The sequence below is a fragment of the Dactylosporangium cerinum genome (genome assembly GCF_042653625.1).
GTDB classification, from domain to species: domain Bacteria; phylum Actinomycetota; class Actinomycetes; order Mycobacteriales; family Micromonosporaceae; genus Dactylosporangium; species Dactylosporangium cerinum.
Genome location: NZ_JBHSIU010000104.1, coordinates 1 through 15,130 on the forward strand (window position 1 = coordinate 1; position 15,130 = coordinate 15,130).

Consider the following 15,130-nt stretch of genomic DNA (forward strand, 5'->3'; position numbering starts at 1 on the left):
CGGCGTGCGACCACAAGACCGGGTGATGGGAGCCGTGTAAATCGAGAGGTTTACGCACGGTTTTGAGAGGGCCGGGGGGTGAGACTCCCCCCGGCTACTCGCTTGATCGGCCTCGATCGGATTGTTGGCGTACCGCTCGACGTGATGCCACGCCGACGGCAGCAACTCGTCGAGCACGGCCGGGTACACCTGCGCCGCGTCGGTGACCACCTCGCTCGGCATCACCTTCAACGTGGCCAACGCTCGACCGAAGAACCGGCGGGTCGCAGCGGCGTCGCGGCGTACAGAGACGAGTACGTCGACGACCTGGCCGTACTGATCCACGGCGCGGTAGACGTACCGCCAGACACCACTAACCTTGATGTAGGTCTCATCGACGAACCACCTGTCGCCGGGCGCGTGCCGGCAGAACCTGGCTGCGTCGGCCAGCAACGGCGTGAACCGCTGCACCCACCGGAAGACGGTGACGTGGTCGACCTCGACACCGCGCTCGAGGAGGAGTTCTTCGACGTCGCGATAGGACAGGCCATACCGCAGGTACCAGCGAACCGCGACCACGATCACCTCCGGCGGGAACCGGAACCCGGCGAACGCAGACTGCGGTGCTAGGACCGGACGCCGGCGGTTCGAGAGCTTCACCGCTCAAGCTTGCCTGACCAGGGGAACGCTTAACGCAACAGACCCGCACCGGCTCAGACCGATGCGCGGCCTACGGACCGACCGGACCGCGCAGACGATCATCGCCGGACATGCGTTCATCCAGAACCTCCGCCGCGGCAACTACGAACTCGGCGTCGACGCCCCGCGTGGGCTCCGCGTCGCCGCAGCGTTCACCGAGCTCGCCAGGGCCATCTGAGCCGGCAGGCAATCGGACTCACTGCGTCACCCGATCGAGCAACGCAACGGTGCCCGCTCGCATGAGGCAGTCCACTATGGATGTTCGCTAGAACCGTTGCTGCATAAAGAATCTAGCCAAAGGTGAGCTGAAGCCCTTGTATGGCAACGGTTTTCGAGATCCTGCACATGTAAGCATGCTCAGCGATAAGTCCCGAGAGCGTCCGCGATAATGCTCTTTGCGGCATTCCCGTACTTGGCGGACCTGGTCAGCGCCTCGAAGGCGTGAGAGTACAGCGCTACTTCGCGCGGTTGAGTAACGGTCAGTTCAGCCGAGATGGTTTCGACCAACACGACCCGATCATCGAGCATGCAGAAGGCGTGGGTCGGAGCCGTGTACGCGTGACGAGCTGGAACGATGCCTAGGTGGACTCGCGGAACACTCATGATCGTCAGCACGCGGTCTAGTTGGCCCGCCATGACGGCGGGATCGCCAACGATGGTGTAGAGCGCTTGCTCCGCCACAATGAAGTGAAAGCGGTGAACGCCGCGGTACAGGATCTGCTGACGCTCCATTCGCGCGGCGACCCCGGCCGTAACATCGTTCGGGATCTGCCAGAAATCGACCAGTGCCGAGAGCATGGCGGCGGCATATTCGGCCGTCTGGACCAGGCCCGGCATGATCACGGGCTCAAACCAGCGGAAGAGCTTAGTTTCAGCCTCCAGGGCTATGGAGGCTTCCTGGCGGCGCTTCGTGCCCGCGCGGAGTGTTCGCCGCCACTCGACATACATGGACTCGATGTGTCGTACTGCGGCGATGAGCCCGTCGATCTGATCGGCCGCGCCACACTCTCGGCACCAGTGACGAATGTCGTCCTCGGACGGCGTCTGTCGACCGTACTCGATCTTCGACACCTTCGACGGGTACCAGCCGGCAGCCTGGGCAAGCTGCCGACCGGTGAGACCCGCATCCTTGCGAATGTCACGAAGCTGATGCCCGAGAGACTCCCGGGCCTGATGGACAGTGCTGCTCACACGTAGTCGCGATGCGGAATCGCGATTGCCCACACCCTTCCCCATGCGGAGCGGCACTGCGAGACAAGCCGAGGGTCTTCTTCCTCGTACGAGCCGAGGTAGCGCCCTTCGTCGTCGAAGGGCGTCCACACCACCCGCTCGTCATCGATCAACCAGAAGTCTTGTGCTGGCAACTCGATGTCGCCAACCCCGTGCCGGGGCAGCCAGCGAAGATCCTCGCCCGCCTCAATGTTCAGCGGAGAGTTGGCAATGCTCCATCGGGTGTAGTCGCTGTGTGGGACCGTCACGATTCGAACGCGGCCGATCTTCTTGCCCGCTGCGGTGGCATCGCGAACGATCTTGAGCCAAGGAGCGTGCCAGTCGTAGTCGTCGGGCTCTCCGCGCACGAACCGCTGGAACGGACCCTCCTCGGAGTCGAGTCCGTACTTGTCCCGCATCTCCAGGTGGAGCGCCGAGCGCTTGCAGTCACGGAACAGTGCGTAGAACTCTTCGTCAGTGAGCAACCCTCTTTGCCTTCCCGACCTCGACGCACGTCTCGTGCGCGGGTAGATCCATCTGGGCCAGCGCGGCCTCGTCCGTGACCGGAGCGCCGCTCAGGCAATACGTGTTGGCGCCAGTATCCCGCAACGCAGCCGCCAGGTCGGTCTCCGCCTCCAGGAAGCGCAGCAGCCCGTGCGGGATCTCCACACTCGTTGCCTCTCCCGGTACCCGCCAGCCCTGCACGACGTACGTCTGTCGGTCGGTGGCGTAAAGCGTGGGTGACTGCCCACCCTGTGACTCCTTACCCAAGAACGTTAGCCGCATGGCCTCTCCCAAACCTCGCAAGTTGCTCCAGTTTCCTCGGACGGCTTCCATCGTGGGAGGGGATCAAGTCTCGGTCAATGCCTTTGACGGGTCAATCCTGCGGCGACCGTCCCTGAGGAATTTCGAGCAATCTTGTTCCCCCCGACTCACCTCAGCTCATAACGTCCCTGTCACGCGAGGCGTGAGCACCGCGACAGCTCCCGGTCCGGCCTTATCACGGGTTCAGCGGTCAGGGAAGGGGGCGTGCGGTTGCAGCCGGCGCCCCTGCAAAGACGCAGGGTCCGGCCTCATCCCGGGGTCGGTAGTCGCGAGAAAGGTCGCTGCGAGAGACGGGAGGCGCTCCCACGCTGCGGGGCGCCTACCGATCAATGCACCGGAGGTGTCATGCACGACCGAGTATGGAGCCTGCGCAGATGGCGACATGAGTGCCGCCAGTGCCAGCTCGTATGGCGAGGCAAGTTCGAGAGGTGCCAGGGGCAGCCGTTCGAGGAGGCGCACCCGCAGGCGGAGTTCAACTGGAACTCGCCGACGCGCCGGTCCCAGGAGATCCCACTGATGACGCTCGGCGGCACGTGGCGGGCCAATGGAGGTAGATGGTGAGCAGTGAAGAGGACGAGGGGCTGGAGGTCGTCCTGACGGTCGATCCTCGCTCGCTCGACGTCGCCCTCCAGGTGGTCGACGGTGAGTACGCCATGCTCATCGGAGACGGCGTGCAGGCGGTATCGATCGAGAACGGTGCGACGGGCTCGGACTGGCAGGAGCGCATCGACAGACTCAGGAACCTTCGACGAGGGGTCGACCAGTTCATCGACATGATCGAAGGTCAGGCGAGCCGCGCCGGCCTTGCCCGCGAACCCGTCGCCGCCGTTATCCAGCTCCAGGGGCGCACATGGAGTTCGGATTGACGGAGGACTTCACGCGCTCGAACCGGGTGGTGGCGTGCCGGTGGGCGGCCGGCACGCCACTACTCCGCCGCGCGTCCCCGCACGGTGCTGCTCCTGGCTGCTGCTGGACGGCGCCTTGATGCGGTTCTGAAAAGGATCAGCCCGCCCATCCGCAGTTCGTCGGTGTACAGACGACCAAACCGTTGTGCCTGCATCTGCCGTACCGCGACGCGCAGCATGACGAAACACGAGACCTGGGGAGATTCACATGCCACCGACGAGACCCTCGTCGCGGAACGTGGTGTCACGCAGCCTGCCCGGCGGCCTGCGCCGACTGGGCCGGCCTGACCCTGATCGTGAGGGATTTGCGGTTCGGGTCGATTGGCCCAGCGCTGGCGGCCGACCGGTGAGTCACGACTTCGTGCAGTTTACGGCGAGTCTGTCGCACGTGTGGCGGCGTGCCGCCCGTACGCAAAGGTTCTGGCGGGGGAGTCCGTTCCGTCCCCTTGCGGTGACGGTAGCGCCGATTACCTGGGCGGCGTTCACCGCACACCAGCAGGGATGCAACTCGCTGGGATGCCCGACGGTGGCGCCGCTGTATGGGATGCCAGGGATGTCTGGGGGTGGCGGGGTATGCGTCCGGCAGCAGGCTTGATCCGCAGGCACATCAATAGTTTCAACGCGCTGCAGTTCATGGTGGGTGCCACATCGCCCATGGCGGTGCTGGTCGGCGGTGTGGTCAATACGTACGCCACGACCGGTGTGCTCGGCGCACCCCTCGCGTTCTTGGTCGTCGGCGGGGCCCTGGCGTTGTTGATGGTCGGCTACCTGGCCATGACGAACCGCGAGGGCAATGCGGCGCCCGCGTACGCGTTCCTGGGGTTGGGTCTCGGCCCGAGCTGGGGGATCGCGGGTGGGGTGCTGATGTTCGCGGCGACGAACGCGATCCAGATCTCGTTGTACGGCCTGTTCGGCGCGACCACCGCCGAGCTGACCGGGGTCGGTCACTGGACGGGTTGGGCGTTGGCCGCATGGGCGCTGGTGGCGGTGTTCGGACTGGCGAACTTCTCCCTCGGCAAAACGTTCATCGCGATCGTCGGCGTGGCCGAGCTGGTGATGATCGGCGCGGTGATCCTGGCCGCGTTCACCCATCCCCACGACGGGCAGGTCAGCACCGCACCGCTGATGGTCGCGGCGCTGTGGGATCAGCGGGCAACGGTCGGTGGCGTGTTCGCCCTGACGGTCGCTGCGTTCGTGGGGGTGGAAAGCGGGGCGGCGTACGCGGAGGAGGGCAAGACCGACAAGACGATGGTCCACGCGACCGTGGCGACGTTGCTGGTGCTGCCGGTGCTGTACTGCGCGATGGCGTGGGCGCTGCCGGTGTGGACCGGCCCGGACCAGATCATCGATGAGGCCCGCAACGCCGGCCACAGCGGGTTCCCGTTCACGATCGTCGCGGAAGGCTACGGCGCCGGGATGGTGGCGTTGGCGCAACTGCTGATGCTGACCAGCTTCTTCATCTCGGCGCTCGCGTTCCATCAGGTGATTGGCCGGTACGTGCACGCGATCGCCCGTGAAGGGGTGATCCCGGCCTGGCTCGCCGACGTCGGGCGTCTCGGCGGGCGGATGGCGGGAGCGACCGCGCCGGCGTCGCTGCTGCAGAGCGGGATCGCGCTGGCCGTGATCGGCGTATGTGCGCTGCTGCGGGTGGACCCGATCGGCGGGATGTTCATCTGGCTGTCGTCCGGTGCCGCGGTCGGGGTGCTGGTGACGTTGGTCGGCGTGTCGATCGCGACCGTGCTGTACTTCCGCAAGGGTGGCGGCCTCGGCCGCGATCCGCTGATCGTGCGGACCGCTGGTCCGGTGCTGGGCGCGATCGTCGGCAGCGCACTGGTGGCGGTGATCGTGGTCAACCAGGCCGCGTTGCTCGGCGTCACCAGCGTCGGGTTGCAGGCGGTGATCCCGGCGCTGGTGCTGGCCACGATCGTGGCCGGCCTCTGGTACGCGCGCAGGGTGCGGCGAGTGTGGCCGGACCGGTACGCCGCGGTCGGCAGGGGCCGCCCGGACGAGGTCATGGTCCCGGACCAGCAGGTGGGTTTCCGTGTCTAATCAACCTCAACCGCATCCCGGCAACCACTCGACCTACTCGCAGCAGCCGGCACGGCGCCCGCTGTATCTGGTCCCGCCTGCAGCCGATCCCGACGCGACCGACCAGCAGCCGACGGCTGGCGTGGCCCGCGGCACCGCCTCGACCGGCGCCGACACCACGTGGTTTGCCTCGGCAACCCGCAACGATGAACGCCCAATTCAGCAGCCCGCCGGGACGGAATACGCCGGGACCGAGTACAGCGCAGTCACGGGCCGAGGTGACGACAGCAGCGAACGTGACAGCACCGGGCAGCGGCTCGCACAGGCCGGTCACCGGGAGGCACTGCAGTACTTCGACGGTGCACCGGCGACTCCGCCCGCGTACCCCGGACCCGTCCCTGGCGGGATCGCTACAGCTGGTGCAGCGACTGCTCCCGTCCAGTCCGCGTCCGGGCTGGCGATGTCGGCTGAGCAGGTGCAGGAGGCGGAGGAACCGCCAGGGCCGCGGCTGGTGGGGATGCCGTGGCCGCGGCATCCGTTCGACCTGCCACCTCCATCACCGGACCTGGTCGACACGGTGCCGCGCCGCCCAGACGCGGAGCTCGACTCCGGTGAGCGGTCGGCGGTGGCTGATCTGCGGTGGGCGGTCGTCCGCCGCCTGTCCGACATCACCGCGAACCATGCCGAGGCGGCGTGGAAGCTGCGACACAACAAGCCGGTGAGCCCGACGCTGGTGGTGTTGCTGTTCGCCGTGCCGTTCGAACACCAAGGCATGCTGCGGCTCGAGTTACGCGCCGACGTACGGACGTGGCATCTGAGCGACAGGGTCGCGGACCCTGCGGCGGTGCTGCAGGAGATGGCGATGCTCGTGCACCGCGGCTGGCGGCAGCAGGGGCCGAGGTTCGACGTGCGGGCGCAGTTGACGAACCAGGCCGATGAGCGATGGACGCCGCAGGATCTGCGGCGACAGCCGGAGTTCCTCGGGGTGGCGCTGTCGACGTTGGACACCAGCGTCTACGGCCCGTGGAAACGGCTGCAGGGCCGGATCATGTCCGGCGACGACGTCCCCAGCGAGGTCCTGATCCAGCTCACCGACGGCGGCCGGATCAGGGTCATGCGGCACGCCAGCAAGGAGTATCACCGCATCGACCGGCAGGCCAGCACGTCACTCAACCCCGACGGCCGGCCACCGTTCCTACCGTGGGAATCCAAGGTCGCTCTGAACAGCATCTGGCCGACCGATCCGACCGCGTACGTGTGGCACTTCCTGGCCGAACTGACCCGGATTATTTACTGGGGGTGGCCGGCATGGCGCTGATGAGTGCCGGACCTCTCACCCTCGCCGACATCCGGGAACTGCACCAGCGATGGCTCGCCGGGGCCGAGTTCGACATCGGCTACCCGAATGCCGTCGACTTCGACCCCTCGACCGTGCTGCGCCTGTTCGACGTCACCCTCAACAACGTCGGGCACCCGTTCGCACCGACCACCGGGTTCTCCGGGCACACCCTGTCGCTGGAGCAGCAGCTCATCCGGGAGCTCGGCGCCATGTTCCGGTGCCCGCCCGAGCTGGTGACAGGGTTCGTGACCAGCGGCAGCACCGAGGCGATCAAGGCCGCGCTGCTGCAGGCCCGCCGCCGGTTCCGCCGCCACGTGGTCGTCTACGCCTCCACCGCGGCGCACACGTGCGTGGCGAAGCTCACCGAAGAGCTGTGCATGGCACTGCAGGTGGTGCCGGCCAGCCTGGACGGCGTGATGAACGTTGCCTCGCTCACCGAACTGGTTGCGCAGCGTCCGGAAGATGCGGCGGTCGTGGTGGTGGCGACCATCGGCACGACGATGGTCGAGGCCGTCGACGACGTCCCGGCCATCCACGCCGCGCTGGACGCCGCCAGCGTCCCCGCCTCCCAGCGGTGGGTACACGCCGACGCGGCCCTGGCCGGCATACCCCTGGCGATGCTGGACCCGGCCGAACGGCCTGGGTTCGACTTCGCCGACGGCGCCGACAGCCTCAACGTCTCCGGCCACAAGTACCTCGGCGTCCCCATGCCATGCGGCGCGGTGCTGCTCCGCACCGACCGCTGCCCGGCCGTGGACGAGACACCCACCTACACCGGCGCCCCGGACCTGACCCCGGCCGGGTCACGGTCCGGGCACACCCCACTGCTCATACTCGCCGCCCTCCGCGGCTTCGGGATCCACGGGCTGCGCGAACGGGCCGCTACCTGCCGGCGCAACGCGGCCGCGCTGGTGGAGCTGTTTTCGGCTGCGGACGTGCCCGCGTGGCGGCATCCGCTCGGGTTCACCGTGGTGCTGCCGGCGCCGTCGGAGCAGCTGCGGGCGCGTTGGCCCGTGCCACCGCCGGAGCTGGCGCGGGACGACGGCTGGACGCACGTCATCTGCATGCCCGGCAAGCACTTCGAGGTCTACCAGCGCTTCGCCGCCGAGTACCTGATCGATCGCGGCAACACCACCAGCCGGCACCTGCCCGTCCAGCACGGACCTGACCGGCACACATCCGGCCAGCACTCGTCTGCCCCACACCATGACGCCGAACACCCTGAGGACGCGATCGCATGCTGACCCTGCGCGCACCCACCCGGATCCTGGACACGGTCGATGTCGTCCGTGCACCTGCCGATGCTGTCGGCACGACGCTGTACAGCCTCCGAGCCGGGCAACTCGTCCACGTCGACCCCGTTCAGGACGCCGCCCAGGACCTGGTCCGGGACCGCCACACCGGCTGGATGTGCCAGCCCTTGGGTGTCGGCCACGGACGCGGCTGCCGGGTCGTCCTGCACGATGTCGACCTGGCGACCGCGCTCACCCCGGACCGGCTGACCAGCGACGGGCACCCGGACCCGGACCGTGACCCGGCCGCGTACCTGGCCGCGTGGCGCTGCCGCGTCCGGCAGCAGCACAGCGCGCATTTCGGCCCCGTGGCCGACCAGCTCGCCGCCGCCGCGACCGAACCGAGACCGGGATCCGGCGGGGCACCCATCGCGGTCACCGACCGCGACAGCCTCCGCCGCTATGCCCTCGGCGCCCATCGGCGCACGGCCGGCCTGCAGACTTCGCTGGCAAAACTGGGACGTGCAGGCCTGGTGAGCGCAACGACCGTCGAGGGCACGGCCGCGGTCGCTCTCACCCTCGGGCCTCGTGTGCACCGGCCCGAGGCGCAGTGCGCTGACCTGGTCGCCGCGGTGACCAGGTCGTGAACGGCGGTCAGCGCGGGCGACGCACGACCTATCTCAGCTGCCAGCACACCGCCGCTGCGGGCGACCTCAACGATTGGAGCAACCGGTGACCGGCAACGATCGTCGAGAGCCGAGCCGGATGCGCATCGCCGGCGCAGCTGCCAGCACCCAGGCCTGGATCGCCCGACGTGCCGCGACCGCCAACCGGGAAGCCTCCACCAGTGCCCAACGCCGGCTGGCTCTCAGCGCCGGCGTCGCTGCGGTACTTACGGTGCTGCTGTTCGCTGCGCTGATCACGGTGCGGCACGCCGACGATCACACCTGGCCACCGGAGTTCCCAGAACCCCTCAGGGCGGTCCACAGAACCCCCGTTGCGCTGCTCCTGGATCGTGGCTCGTGGCGGCACGGCTGGCCGTTCACCACTGCGGCGAACACGTGGCGCTTCCTGTTGCCAGCCGTGTGGCCGGCATTTCGGCCATCCGTGTGGCCCTGCGTACGGCGATCCATGTGCGCGGTCGGCATCGACGACCCGGTGACCGGCCGATGACCTCCATTGGCCACAGGCCGCGCGTGTCGATGGAGCGTGTCGGTCTATGGCCAAGTGCGCTGGCAGCGGTCAGCGTCGGCGACCTCGCCGCGGTCACGAAGCTCACAGGCGTGGCGCGCATCCTCGCCAGCCCTCCCGTTGACGCCGCCCTACCGCCACTGGACCCGGCCGGCTGCGACGGCCGGTGCGCCGTTCCGGCGTTCCACGACCACACCACCGGCGCCTGGCGGCATCTCACGGACTTCAGCCGTTGCCTGCGTCCAACTACCACACCATCTGAAGGCGGACGTCACCAATGACACGGCAACACTCAGCCTGCGTGCCACCGGACTGACGCCGGACACGCAGCACTGCCTCGCCGTGGCAACGGCCTACATCCCCTTCACCCTCGCCGCGGCAGCACCGATCTACGCCACCACCTCTGGGCTGGCCGCGACCAACCTGCACCTGGAGAACCCGACATGATGCCGTTCCACTCCGCCGCCGCGACGCCGTCGGCATCGCGGGTCGAAGCCGTCGCGGTGCCGTCGACGGTGGACGCGACCGTCGCTCATCCGGCCCGCCGCTACGACTATTGGCTCGGCGGCAAAGACAACTTCGCCGCCGACCGGGCATCGGCCGACCGAATCGCCGCCGCGCATCCCAACGTCCGCACCGGTGTGCGGGAGAACCGTGCGTTCCTCGGCCGAGCTGTGCGACATCTCGCCGCCGACCGCGGAATCCGTCAATTCCTCGACGTGGGCACCGGGTTACCCGCCGTGAACAACGTCCACGAGGTCGCACAAAGCGTCGCCCCGCAGTGCCGGATCGTGTACGTCGACAACGACCCGATGGTGATCGCCCACGCCCGCGCGCTGCTCACCTCCACATCCCAAGGCCGCACCGCCTACCTCGACGCCGATCTGCGCGACCCCGCCGACATCCTGGCTCGCCCTGACCTGCTCGCTGCTCTTGACCTTCGTGAACCCGTTGCATTGCTGCTCGTCGCGGTCCTGCATTTCTTGACCGATGCAGATCAGCCGCACCAGGTTGTCGAGCAGCTGCTGTCGGCGCTTGCCCCTGGTAGTTACCTGGTCCTCAGCCACGCCACCACCGACTTCATGACCACCGAGCAGCGCGCCGGCCTTGCCGACCTATCCAAGGGTGACAGCGTTCCGTTCCATGCTCGGACCCGCGACCAAATCGGTGCCTTCGCCGCTGGCCTCGACATGGTCGACCCCGGACTGGTGTCCGTCGCCAGCTGGCGTGCCGAAGGACTACCGCCGCCGCGACCCACCGATGCCGAGGTGGGCTGCTACGGCCTCGTCGCCGGCAAACCAGCAACAGACGCCGCAGGCACCACATCCAGGCGGCGGTCGTGACCTTGCCACCGAGCGGTCACGCGGCACCGCGAATGCTGACTGTTGCCAGCCAGAACGTGCAGCATCGAGCTCCCGCGGAAGGCCGATGGCCCGCCCTCGTCGAGGCCATCCGCAGTGTCCATCCACAGCTGGTTCTGCTCCAGGAATGTGACTGGCTGACCGACCCAGGCCAAGTCGCCCAGGCCGCCCTAGACCTCGACCTGCAGCTGGAGGTCGCCCCGTCCGTGGGGCTACCGACTGCGGTCGCCTGGGATCCGCGGCGGCTGCGGCTCATCGCCTGTGACACGTACTACGCGACACGGCTCCACCACGGCTACTGCGCGCCCCGGTTCGAGGTGCTCGGCCTGGAGGACCCACCGCCGGTGCCGCTGGTCGCGATCAGCACCCACTTGATTCCGACCTCCGCGGAGCAGGCCGCCGCTGAGGCGTCGCTGGTCGGATCCCGCGTCTACCGCTACGGCGGCTTCGGACTGCTGGGCGGCGACATCAACCACTTCCCGATCGGGGACCCCGAACCGGACTGGACCACCGTCCCGCCGCACAACCGGATGGCTCGCTGCTTACGCCGCGGCCGCGACACCGAACCGTGGCAGGCCAACACGATCGTGGGTCAGACACTGCGGGACGGGGCATTCACCGACGTCGCCGCCCACGTCGCGCGGCAACGCGGCACGCCGGCACGCCGGCACGCCGGCACTGCTGCAGCCCACAGGACACGGCGGTATCCGCTGCGATCAAGCCCACGTCTCTGCCGCGCTGGCACCGACGATCGCGGACTACTGGCAGGTCGACACGGGCGTCGCCAGCGACCACAACCTCATTGTCTTCACCCTCGACCTGGCCCGCATCGACCGACCGAGCCTCCGGAAGCACGCATGACAGCACGTCACCGCCGCGATGCTCGAGCGGGTCGGCGTCCGGTACCTCGAGCGGCCACAGCGCGCCGCGCTGCTGCAGGTCCTCGCAGGCTTGCCAGGCATCACCAGCACCGGCCCTCGCATCGACCTGCAGCATTGGCCCGGCTGGGGATTCAGGCTGACCCCGCGAAGGAACAGCAGTCGACCTTGTCGGCAACCGGTCAACCGGCGAACTGCTCGCCTACGAGTGGAGCGCCCATACCGGCGACCCGGCAATCACGTTGCTGCTGGCCCGGATCCCGGGCACCGGCTGCATGCTCGATCGCTTACGCCGCTCGTCGGTGCTCGCACCGCCGTGGCACGTCTGACGCCAGACAACCCGGCACAGCACCGGGCTGCGCACCCCTCGCCCAACCCGACCCAGGAGGATCCTTGCCCACCAAGTCCGACTATCTCCGGTTCACCCATGGGACGTTGCAGACACCGGTCCATCACTACACCCACCCCACCACCGGTCGACGCATCACCATGATCGGGACCGTGCACATGGGCGACGCCGAGTACTACGCCGCGCTGCGTACCGTCATCGACGACCTGGAAGCCGGCGGCGCTGCGGTGCAGTATGAGGGCGCGTCGCTGCTGCCCTATGACGAGCAGGACGCGACCGACGAAGAACGCACCGTACTGACCACGTTTGAGCTCAAGAAGGATCTGGAACGGCAGCGGATCACCGAGCTGGGCCTGGCGCGGCAGGCCGACGCGTTGGACTGCCCGGACCGCTGGCGCATTGCCGACCTCGACATGTTGGAGATCACCCGGAGGGTCGGGACGGAAACGATGCTGCGCGGCGAGATGCGCGGCATCAAAGCGTTCGACCGACCCGCCGGCGATCCGCGCGCCATCGAGCGGCTCCGGCTGAGACTCCACTTCATCTTTGTCGCCTTCAGGGTCGCCGTGTGGAGCAACGCCAAACGCGTGTCCGGAACCCGCAGACCGTCCAACGGCGCCGACGTGGTGCTCATCGACCAGCGCAACGAAGTCGCGCTGCAGGGCCTCTGGAGCACTGAGCAGGACGTCGTGATGATCTGGGGCTGCGCACACCTGCCCGGGCTCGGTGCGGGCATCGCCGACCGCGGCTTCGTCCGGACCGGCGTGACCGAATGGCACACCGCTGTAGACCTGCCGAGCATCCCAACCATCCTGTCGCGGCTCAGAGCCCTGGCGCGCGCGACGCGGACGAGCGGTACCGACGGTGCCGAAGCCGTGACGCCGCCGCGACGGCGGAGTCCAGGACCAACCCGTGACCGGCGCCATGCCGAGAGCGAAGCCCTGACGGTCGGGTCGTCGTTGTGATCAAGCACCGATTCCGGTTGCCGTGACGACGCCCGCCGACCGCGGCGAACGTGGTGTGCGGGCTTGGTGCGCCCGGCGCCGCAGCACCCCTCTGCCAGGTCCTGCCGGATCGGCCGACCCTGTGGCTGAACTGCGGCGCCGGCGATCGCACGTCAGGCGCGGAAAAGGAGTACGAGAACCACGATGAACGCGCAGGTGTCGAAACGTCGTTGGCCAGCGGCAACGGCCGCTGGCGCGACGCTGCTCGCGTTCGGCGCCAGCCTGCTGACGCCGACCGGTGCAGAGCATGGGCACCCGGTTGCCACCTCACCGATCGAGGCAGCAAGCGTGGTACTGACTCGGTTGGCTGCAACCGTGACCAACGCTGCCGCTGACACCGATCCCGGTGCGTATTCCTATGTGGAGGTTCGCAGCTGGGCACCGGCAAACATCGTCGCTCCGGGCGGTGGTCCGGCGCCGATCGTGGTGCGAAGAGTCCAGCTGTGGCAGGACGGCCAGGGCAACGGGCGGCGTCTCGCCTTGGACGAAACCAACGGGTGCCTCCTGATTGAAGGAGACACGACCTGGACGGGCCGGCTGATCGAAGGTCTTGTTGTTCCAGCACAGGCAGACCGCACCTCCGTCCTGAAGCTACTGCTCGCCGGGGCCGCGGCCGGTGAGAACAAGCCGGTCGACGTCATGGCCGGCGTTGCTGGCCTCGCCGAAGAGCAGGCGCTGCGCCGACCGGTGCGGGCAACAGTGCTGCGTCTGCTCGCCGAATTGCCGGGGCTTCTCGTCCATGAGCATGCCCGCAACCGGGCTGGCCAGGTCGGAGTCCACGTGATCCTGCCGTACACGGACGCGTTCGGCGCACCGATGCGGTTCGGGCTCGCCTTCGACGAGTCCACCGGCGTACTCCAGGCTGCCTGGACCGCCGTCGCAGGCCCTCCCGCCAGTACCGACCCTGCGCTCGACGGTGCCGGGGTCGGCTTGGTGCGCGCCCACCCGGCGGCCGTGTACCGGCAGTACCTGACCAGCGGATTCACCACGTCCACCACCACGCCTGCCAGCGCATGCCCAAGCCCGCTGAACTCGCAGCCGCCGCACCAATGATGCCGACGGCATCACCCGGCGATGCAACACCCAGCCAGACCAGACACGAGGAATGGAGGTCATGATGCGGATCGGCTACAGCATGTGGGGATTCCTTGGCAACGGAATCCTGGACACCCCGGACGGCGCCCGCAGTTTCCGTAGGCCGCTGATCGACGCGCTGATCGCGTCTGGCCACCAGGTCGTATTTCTCCAGGCCAACCGTGATCTCATCGAAGCAGGCGAGGACCTGCGTGACAGCTACCGGTGGGACGACGGCCTGCCTGACCTCGACGTGCTGATGCTCGAGTGGCGCTGGCGGCTGCGCGGCCGAAACGATACGCCGTGCGGCAGCGCCGGGCACACCTGCGACCTGCATCGGCAACGCGCGTTGTTGGAGCACTACACCCGCAGCCTCGGGCTGGCCACGCTGATCTGGGACCTCGACCGGCAGTTGGACCCCCGCGACACGCTGCGGACCCGGCCCAACGTCGCCGTTGCCGACTTCGCTCTACGGCAGGTGCCCGGCGTCATCACCTTGCCGTGTCCGGTGCCAGACGTCCTACTCGACACCGCCGACCCGCTCACGTTGGCCGCCGAGGACCGGCCGACGTCATTGATCTACGTCGGCAACCAGTACGACCGTGACCTGGCATTCAGCCGATACTTCGCGCCAGCCGCAGTCAGGGTGTCACACGAGGTCGCCGGCAAATGGGCCAACACCCGACAGTGGCCGCACGTCACGTTCACCGGCCGGTGCGCGTACTCCGACGTTGCCGCCAAGCATCGTCAGGCGCTGGCCACCATGCTGCTGATGCCGCCGCGGTATGCCGCTGTCGGCGCGATGAGTTCCCGGCTGTTCGAAGCCGTCACCGCCGGCTGCCTGCCGCTCGCCCCCGCAGAGCTCGCACTCGCCGGTGTGTTCGTCCCCGCGGAGCTGCGCGTGGCCAGCGCAGCTGAGGTGCTGGAGCGGGTTGAGTTGCTGCGCCGCATCCAGGGATCGGCACAGCATGCCGACCTGATCCGGGCCTGCCTGACCCTGTACCGTGCCAATACTCATCGCACATGGCGTGAGCTGCTGTTTCGCGAAAGCGAGGCA

The 15,130-nt window shown here is 68.1% G+C and carries 13 protein-coding genes and 1 pseudogene; 10 read left to right on the top strand and 4 right to left on the bottom strand.

Annotated elements, in window-relative coordinates:
* Positions 1 to 639 (bottom strand): IS6 family transposase (locus tag ACFPIJ_RS52445; protein WP_380127045.1); only part of this gene is annotated, 639 nt, incomplete at its 3' end.
* 49 nt (positions 640 to 688) lie between these two features.
* Here ACFPIJ_RS52445 and ACFPIJ_RS52450 point away from each other — a divergent pair.
* Positions 689 to 856, top strand: a pseudogene (locus ACFPIJ_RS52450) (IS6 family transposase); the annotation flags it as partial.
* Positions 857 to 1,035: 179 nt separating this feature from the next.
* Here the strand turns inward: ACFPIJ_RS52450 and ACFPIJ_RS52455 are convergent.
* Genes ACFPIJ_RS52455 through ACFPIJ_RS52465 form a run of 3 tightly spaced genes read right to left on the bottom strand, consistent with a single transcriptional unit; the run spans position 1,036 to position 2,673 of the window.
* The gene (locus ACFPIJ_RS52455) at positions 1,036 to 1,869 is read right to left on the bottom strand and encodes a helix-turn-helix domain-containing protein (protein ID WP_380127046.1); all 834 of its coding nucleotides are present in this window, start codon (positions 1,867 to 1,869) and stop codon (positions 1,036 to 1,038) included.
* Entirely contained in the window at positions 1,866 to 2,372 is a 507-nt protein-coding gene (locus ACFPIJ_RS52460) for a DUF6879 family protein (protein ID WP_380127047.1), read from the bottom strand. Before ACFPIJ_RS52460 ends, ACFPIJ_RS52455 begins: the two co-directional genes overlap by 4 nt.
* Positions 2,362 to 2,673 carry a hypothetical protein gene (locus tag ACFPIJ_RS52465; RefSeq protein ID WP_380127049.1) on the bottom strand — a complete coding sequence of 104 codons (312 nt, stop codon included), beginning with the start codon at positions 2,671 to 2,673 and terminating at the stop codon, positions 2,362 to 2,364. The genes ACFPIJ_RS52460 and ACFPIJ_RS52465 overlap by 11 nt, the downstream gene beginning before the upstream one ends.
* A 596-nt stretch (positions 2,674 to 3,269) precedes the next feature.
* Between ACFPIJ_RS52465 and ACFPIJ_RS52470 the strand changes: the two genes are divergently transcribed.
* From ACFPIJ_RS52470 to ACFPIJ_RS52510, 9 genes are all read left to right on the top strand, one after another.
* Positions 3,270 to 3,578, top strand: a complete 309-nt coding sequence (locus ACFPIJ_RS52470) for a hypothetical protein (RefSeq protein ID WP_380127050.1) — start codon at positions 3,270 to 3,272, stop codon at positions 3,576 to 3,578.
* A 360-nt stretch (positions 3,579 to 3,938) separates the two neighbouring features.
* Positions 3,939 to 5,666: an APC family permease gene (locus ACFPIJ_RS52475; RefSeq protein WP_380127051.1), complete on the top strand. Its 1,728-nt coding sequence runs from the start codon at positions 3,939 to 3,941 to the stop codon at positions 5,664 to 5,666.
* Positions 5,659 to 6,963: a hypothetical protein gene (locus ACFPIJ_RS52480; protein WP_380127053.1), complete on the top strand. Its 1,305-nt coding sequence runs from the start codon at positions 5,659 to 5,661 to the stop codon at positions 6,961 to 6,963. Before ACFPIJ_RS52475 ends, ACFPIJ_RS52480 begins: the two co-directional genes overlap by 8 nt.
* The gene (locus ACFPIJ_RS52485) at positions 6,963 to 8,228 is read left to right on the top strand and encodes a pyridoxal-dependent decarboxylase (RefSeq protein WP_380127054.1); all 1,266 of its coding nucleotides are present in this window, start codon (positions 6,963 to 6,965) and stop codon (positions 8,226 to 8,228) included. The genes ACFPIJ_RS52480 and ACFPIJ_RS52485 overlap by 1 nt, the downstream gene beginning before the upstream one ends.
* Complete coding sequence (locus ACFPIJ_RS52490; RefSeq protein WP_380127055.1) at positions 8,222 to 8,863, top strand: hypothetical protein; 642 nt, start codon at positions 8,222 to 8,224, stop codon at positions 8,861 to 8,863. The genes ACFPIJ_RS52485 and ACFPIJ_RS52490 overlap by 7 nt, the downstream gene beginning before the upstream one ends.
* A gap of 987 nt (positions 8,864 to 9,850) precedes the next feature.
* Positions 9,851 to 10,750, top strand: a complete 900-nt coding sequence (locus tag ACFPIJ_RS52495; protein ID WP_380127056.1) for an SAM-dependent methyltransferase — start codon at positions 9,851 to 9,853, stop codon at positions 10,748 to 10,750.
* Positions 10,751 to 12,039: 1,289 nt separating this feature from the next.
* On the top strand, positions 12,040 to 12,960 hold the full coding sequence (locus ACFPIJ_RS52500; protein ID WP_380127057.1) for a hypothetical protein: 921 nt from the start codon (positions 12,040 to 12,042) through the stop codon (positions 12,958 to 12,960).
* A gap of 183 nt (positions 12,961 to 13,143) precedes the next feature.
* Entirely contained in the window at positions 13,144 to 14,052 is a 909-nt protein-coding gene (locus tag ACFPIJ_RS52505) for a hypothetical protein (protein ID WP_380127058.1), read from the top strand.
* A gap of 64 nt (positions 14,053 to 14,116) precedes the next feature.
* Positions 14,117 to 15,130 (top strand): CgeB family protein (locus tag ACFPIJ_RS52510; RefSeq protein ID WP_380127059.1); only part of this gene is annotated, 1,014 nt, incomplete at its 3' end.

What these genes read in the sequence shown, in the direction of transcription:
- ACFPIJ_RS52485 (WP_380127054.1), top strand. Translation starts at nt 6,963, where the DNA reads ATGAGTGCCGGACCTCTCACCCTCGCCGACATCCGGGAACTGCACCAG.
- ACFPIJ_RS52495 (WP_380127056.1), top strand. Translation starts at nt 9,851, where the DNA reads ATGATGCCGTTCCACTCCGCCGCCGCGACGCCGTCGGCATCGCGGGTC.
- ACFPIJ_RS52465 (WP_380127049.1), bottom strand. Translation starts at nt 2,673, where the DNA reads ATGCGGCTAACGTTCTTGGGTAAGGAGTCACAGGGTGGGCAGTCACCC.
- ACFPIJ_RS52505 (WP_380127058.1), top strand. Translation starts at nt 13,144, where the DNA reads ATGAACGCGCAGGTGTCGAAACGTCGTTGGCCAGCGGCAACGGCCGCT.
- ACFPIJ_RS52490 (WP_380127055.1), top strand. Translation starts at nt 8,222, where the DNA reads ATGCTGACCCTGCGCGCACCCACCCGGATCCTGGACACGGTCGATGTC.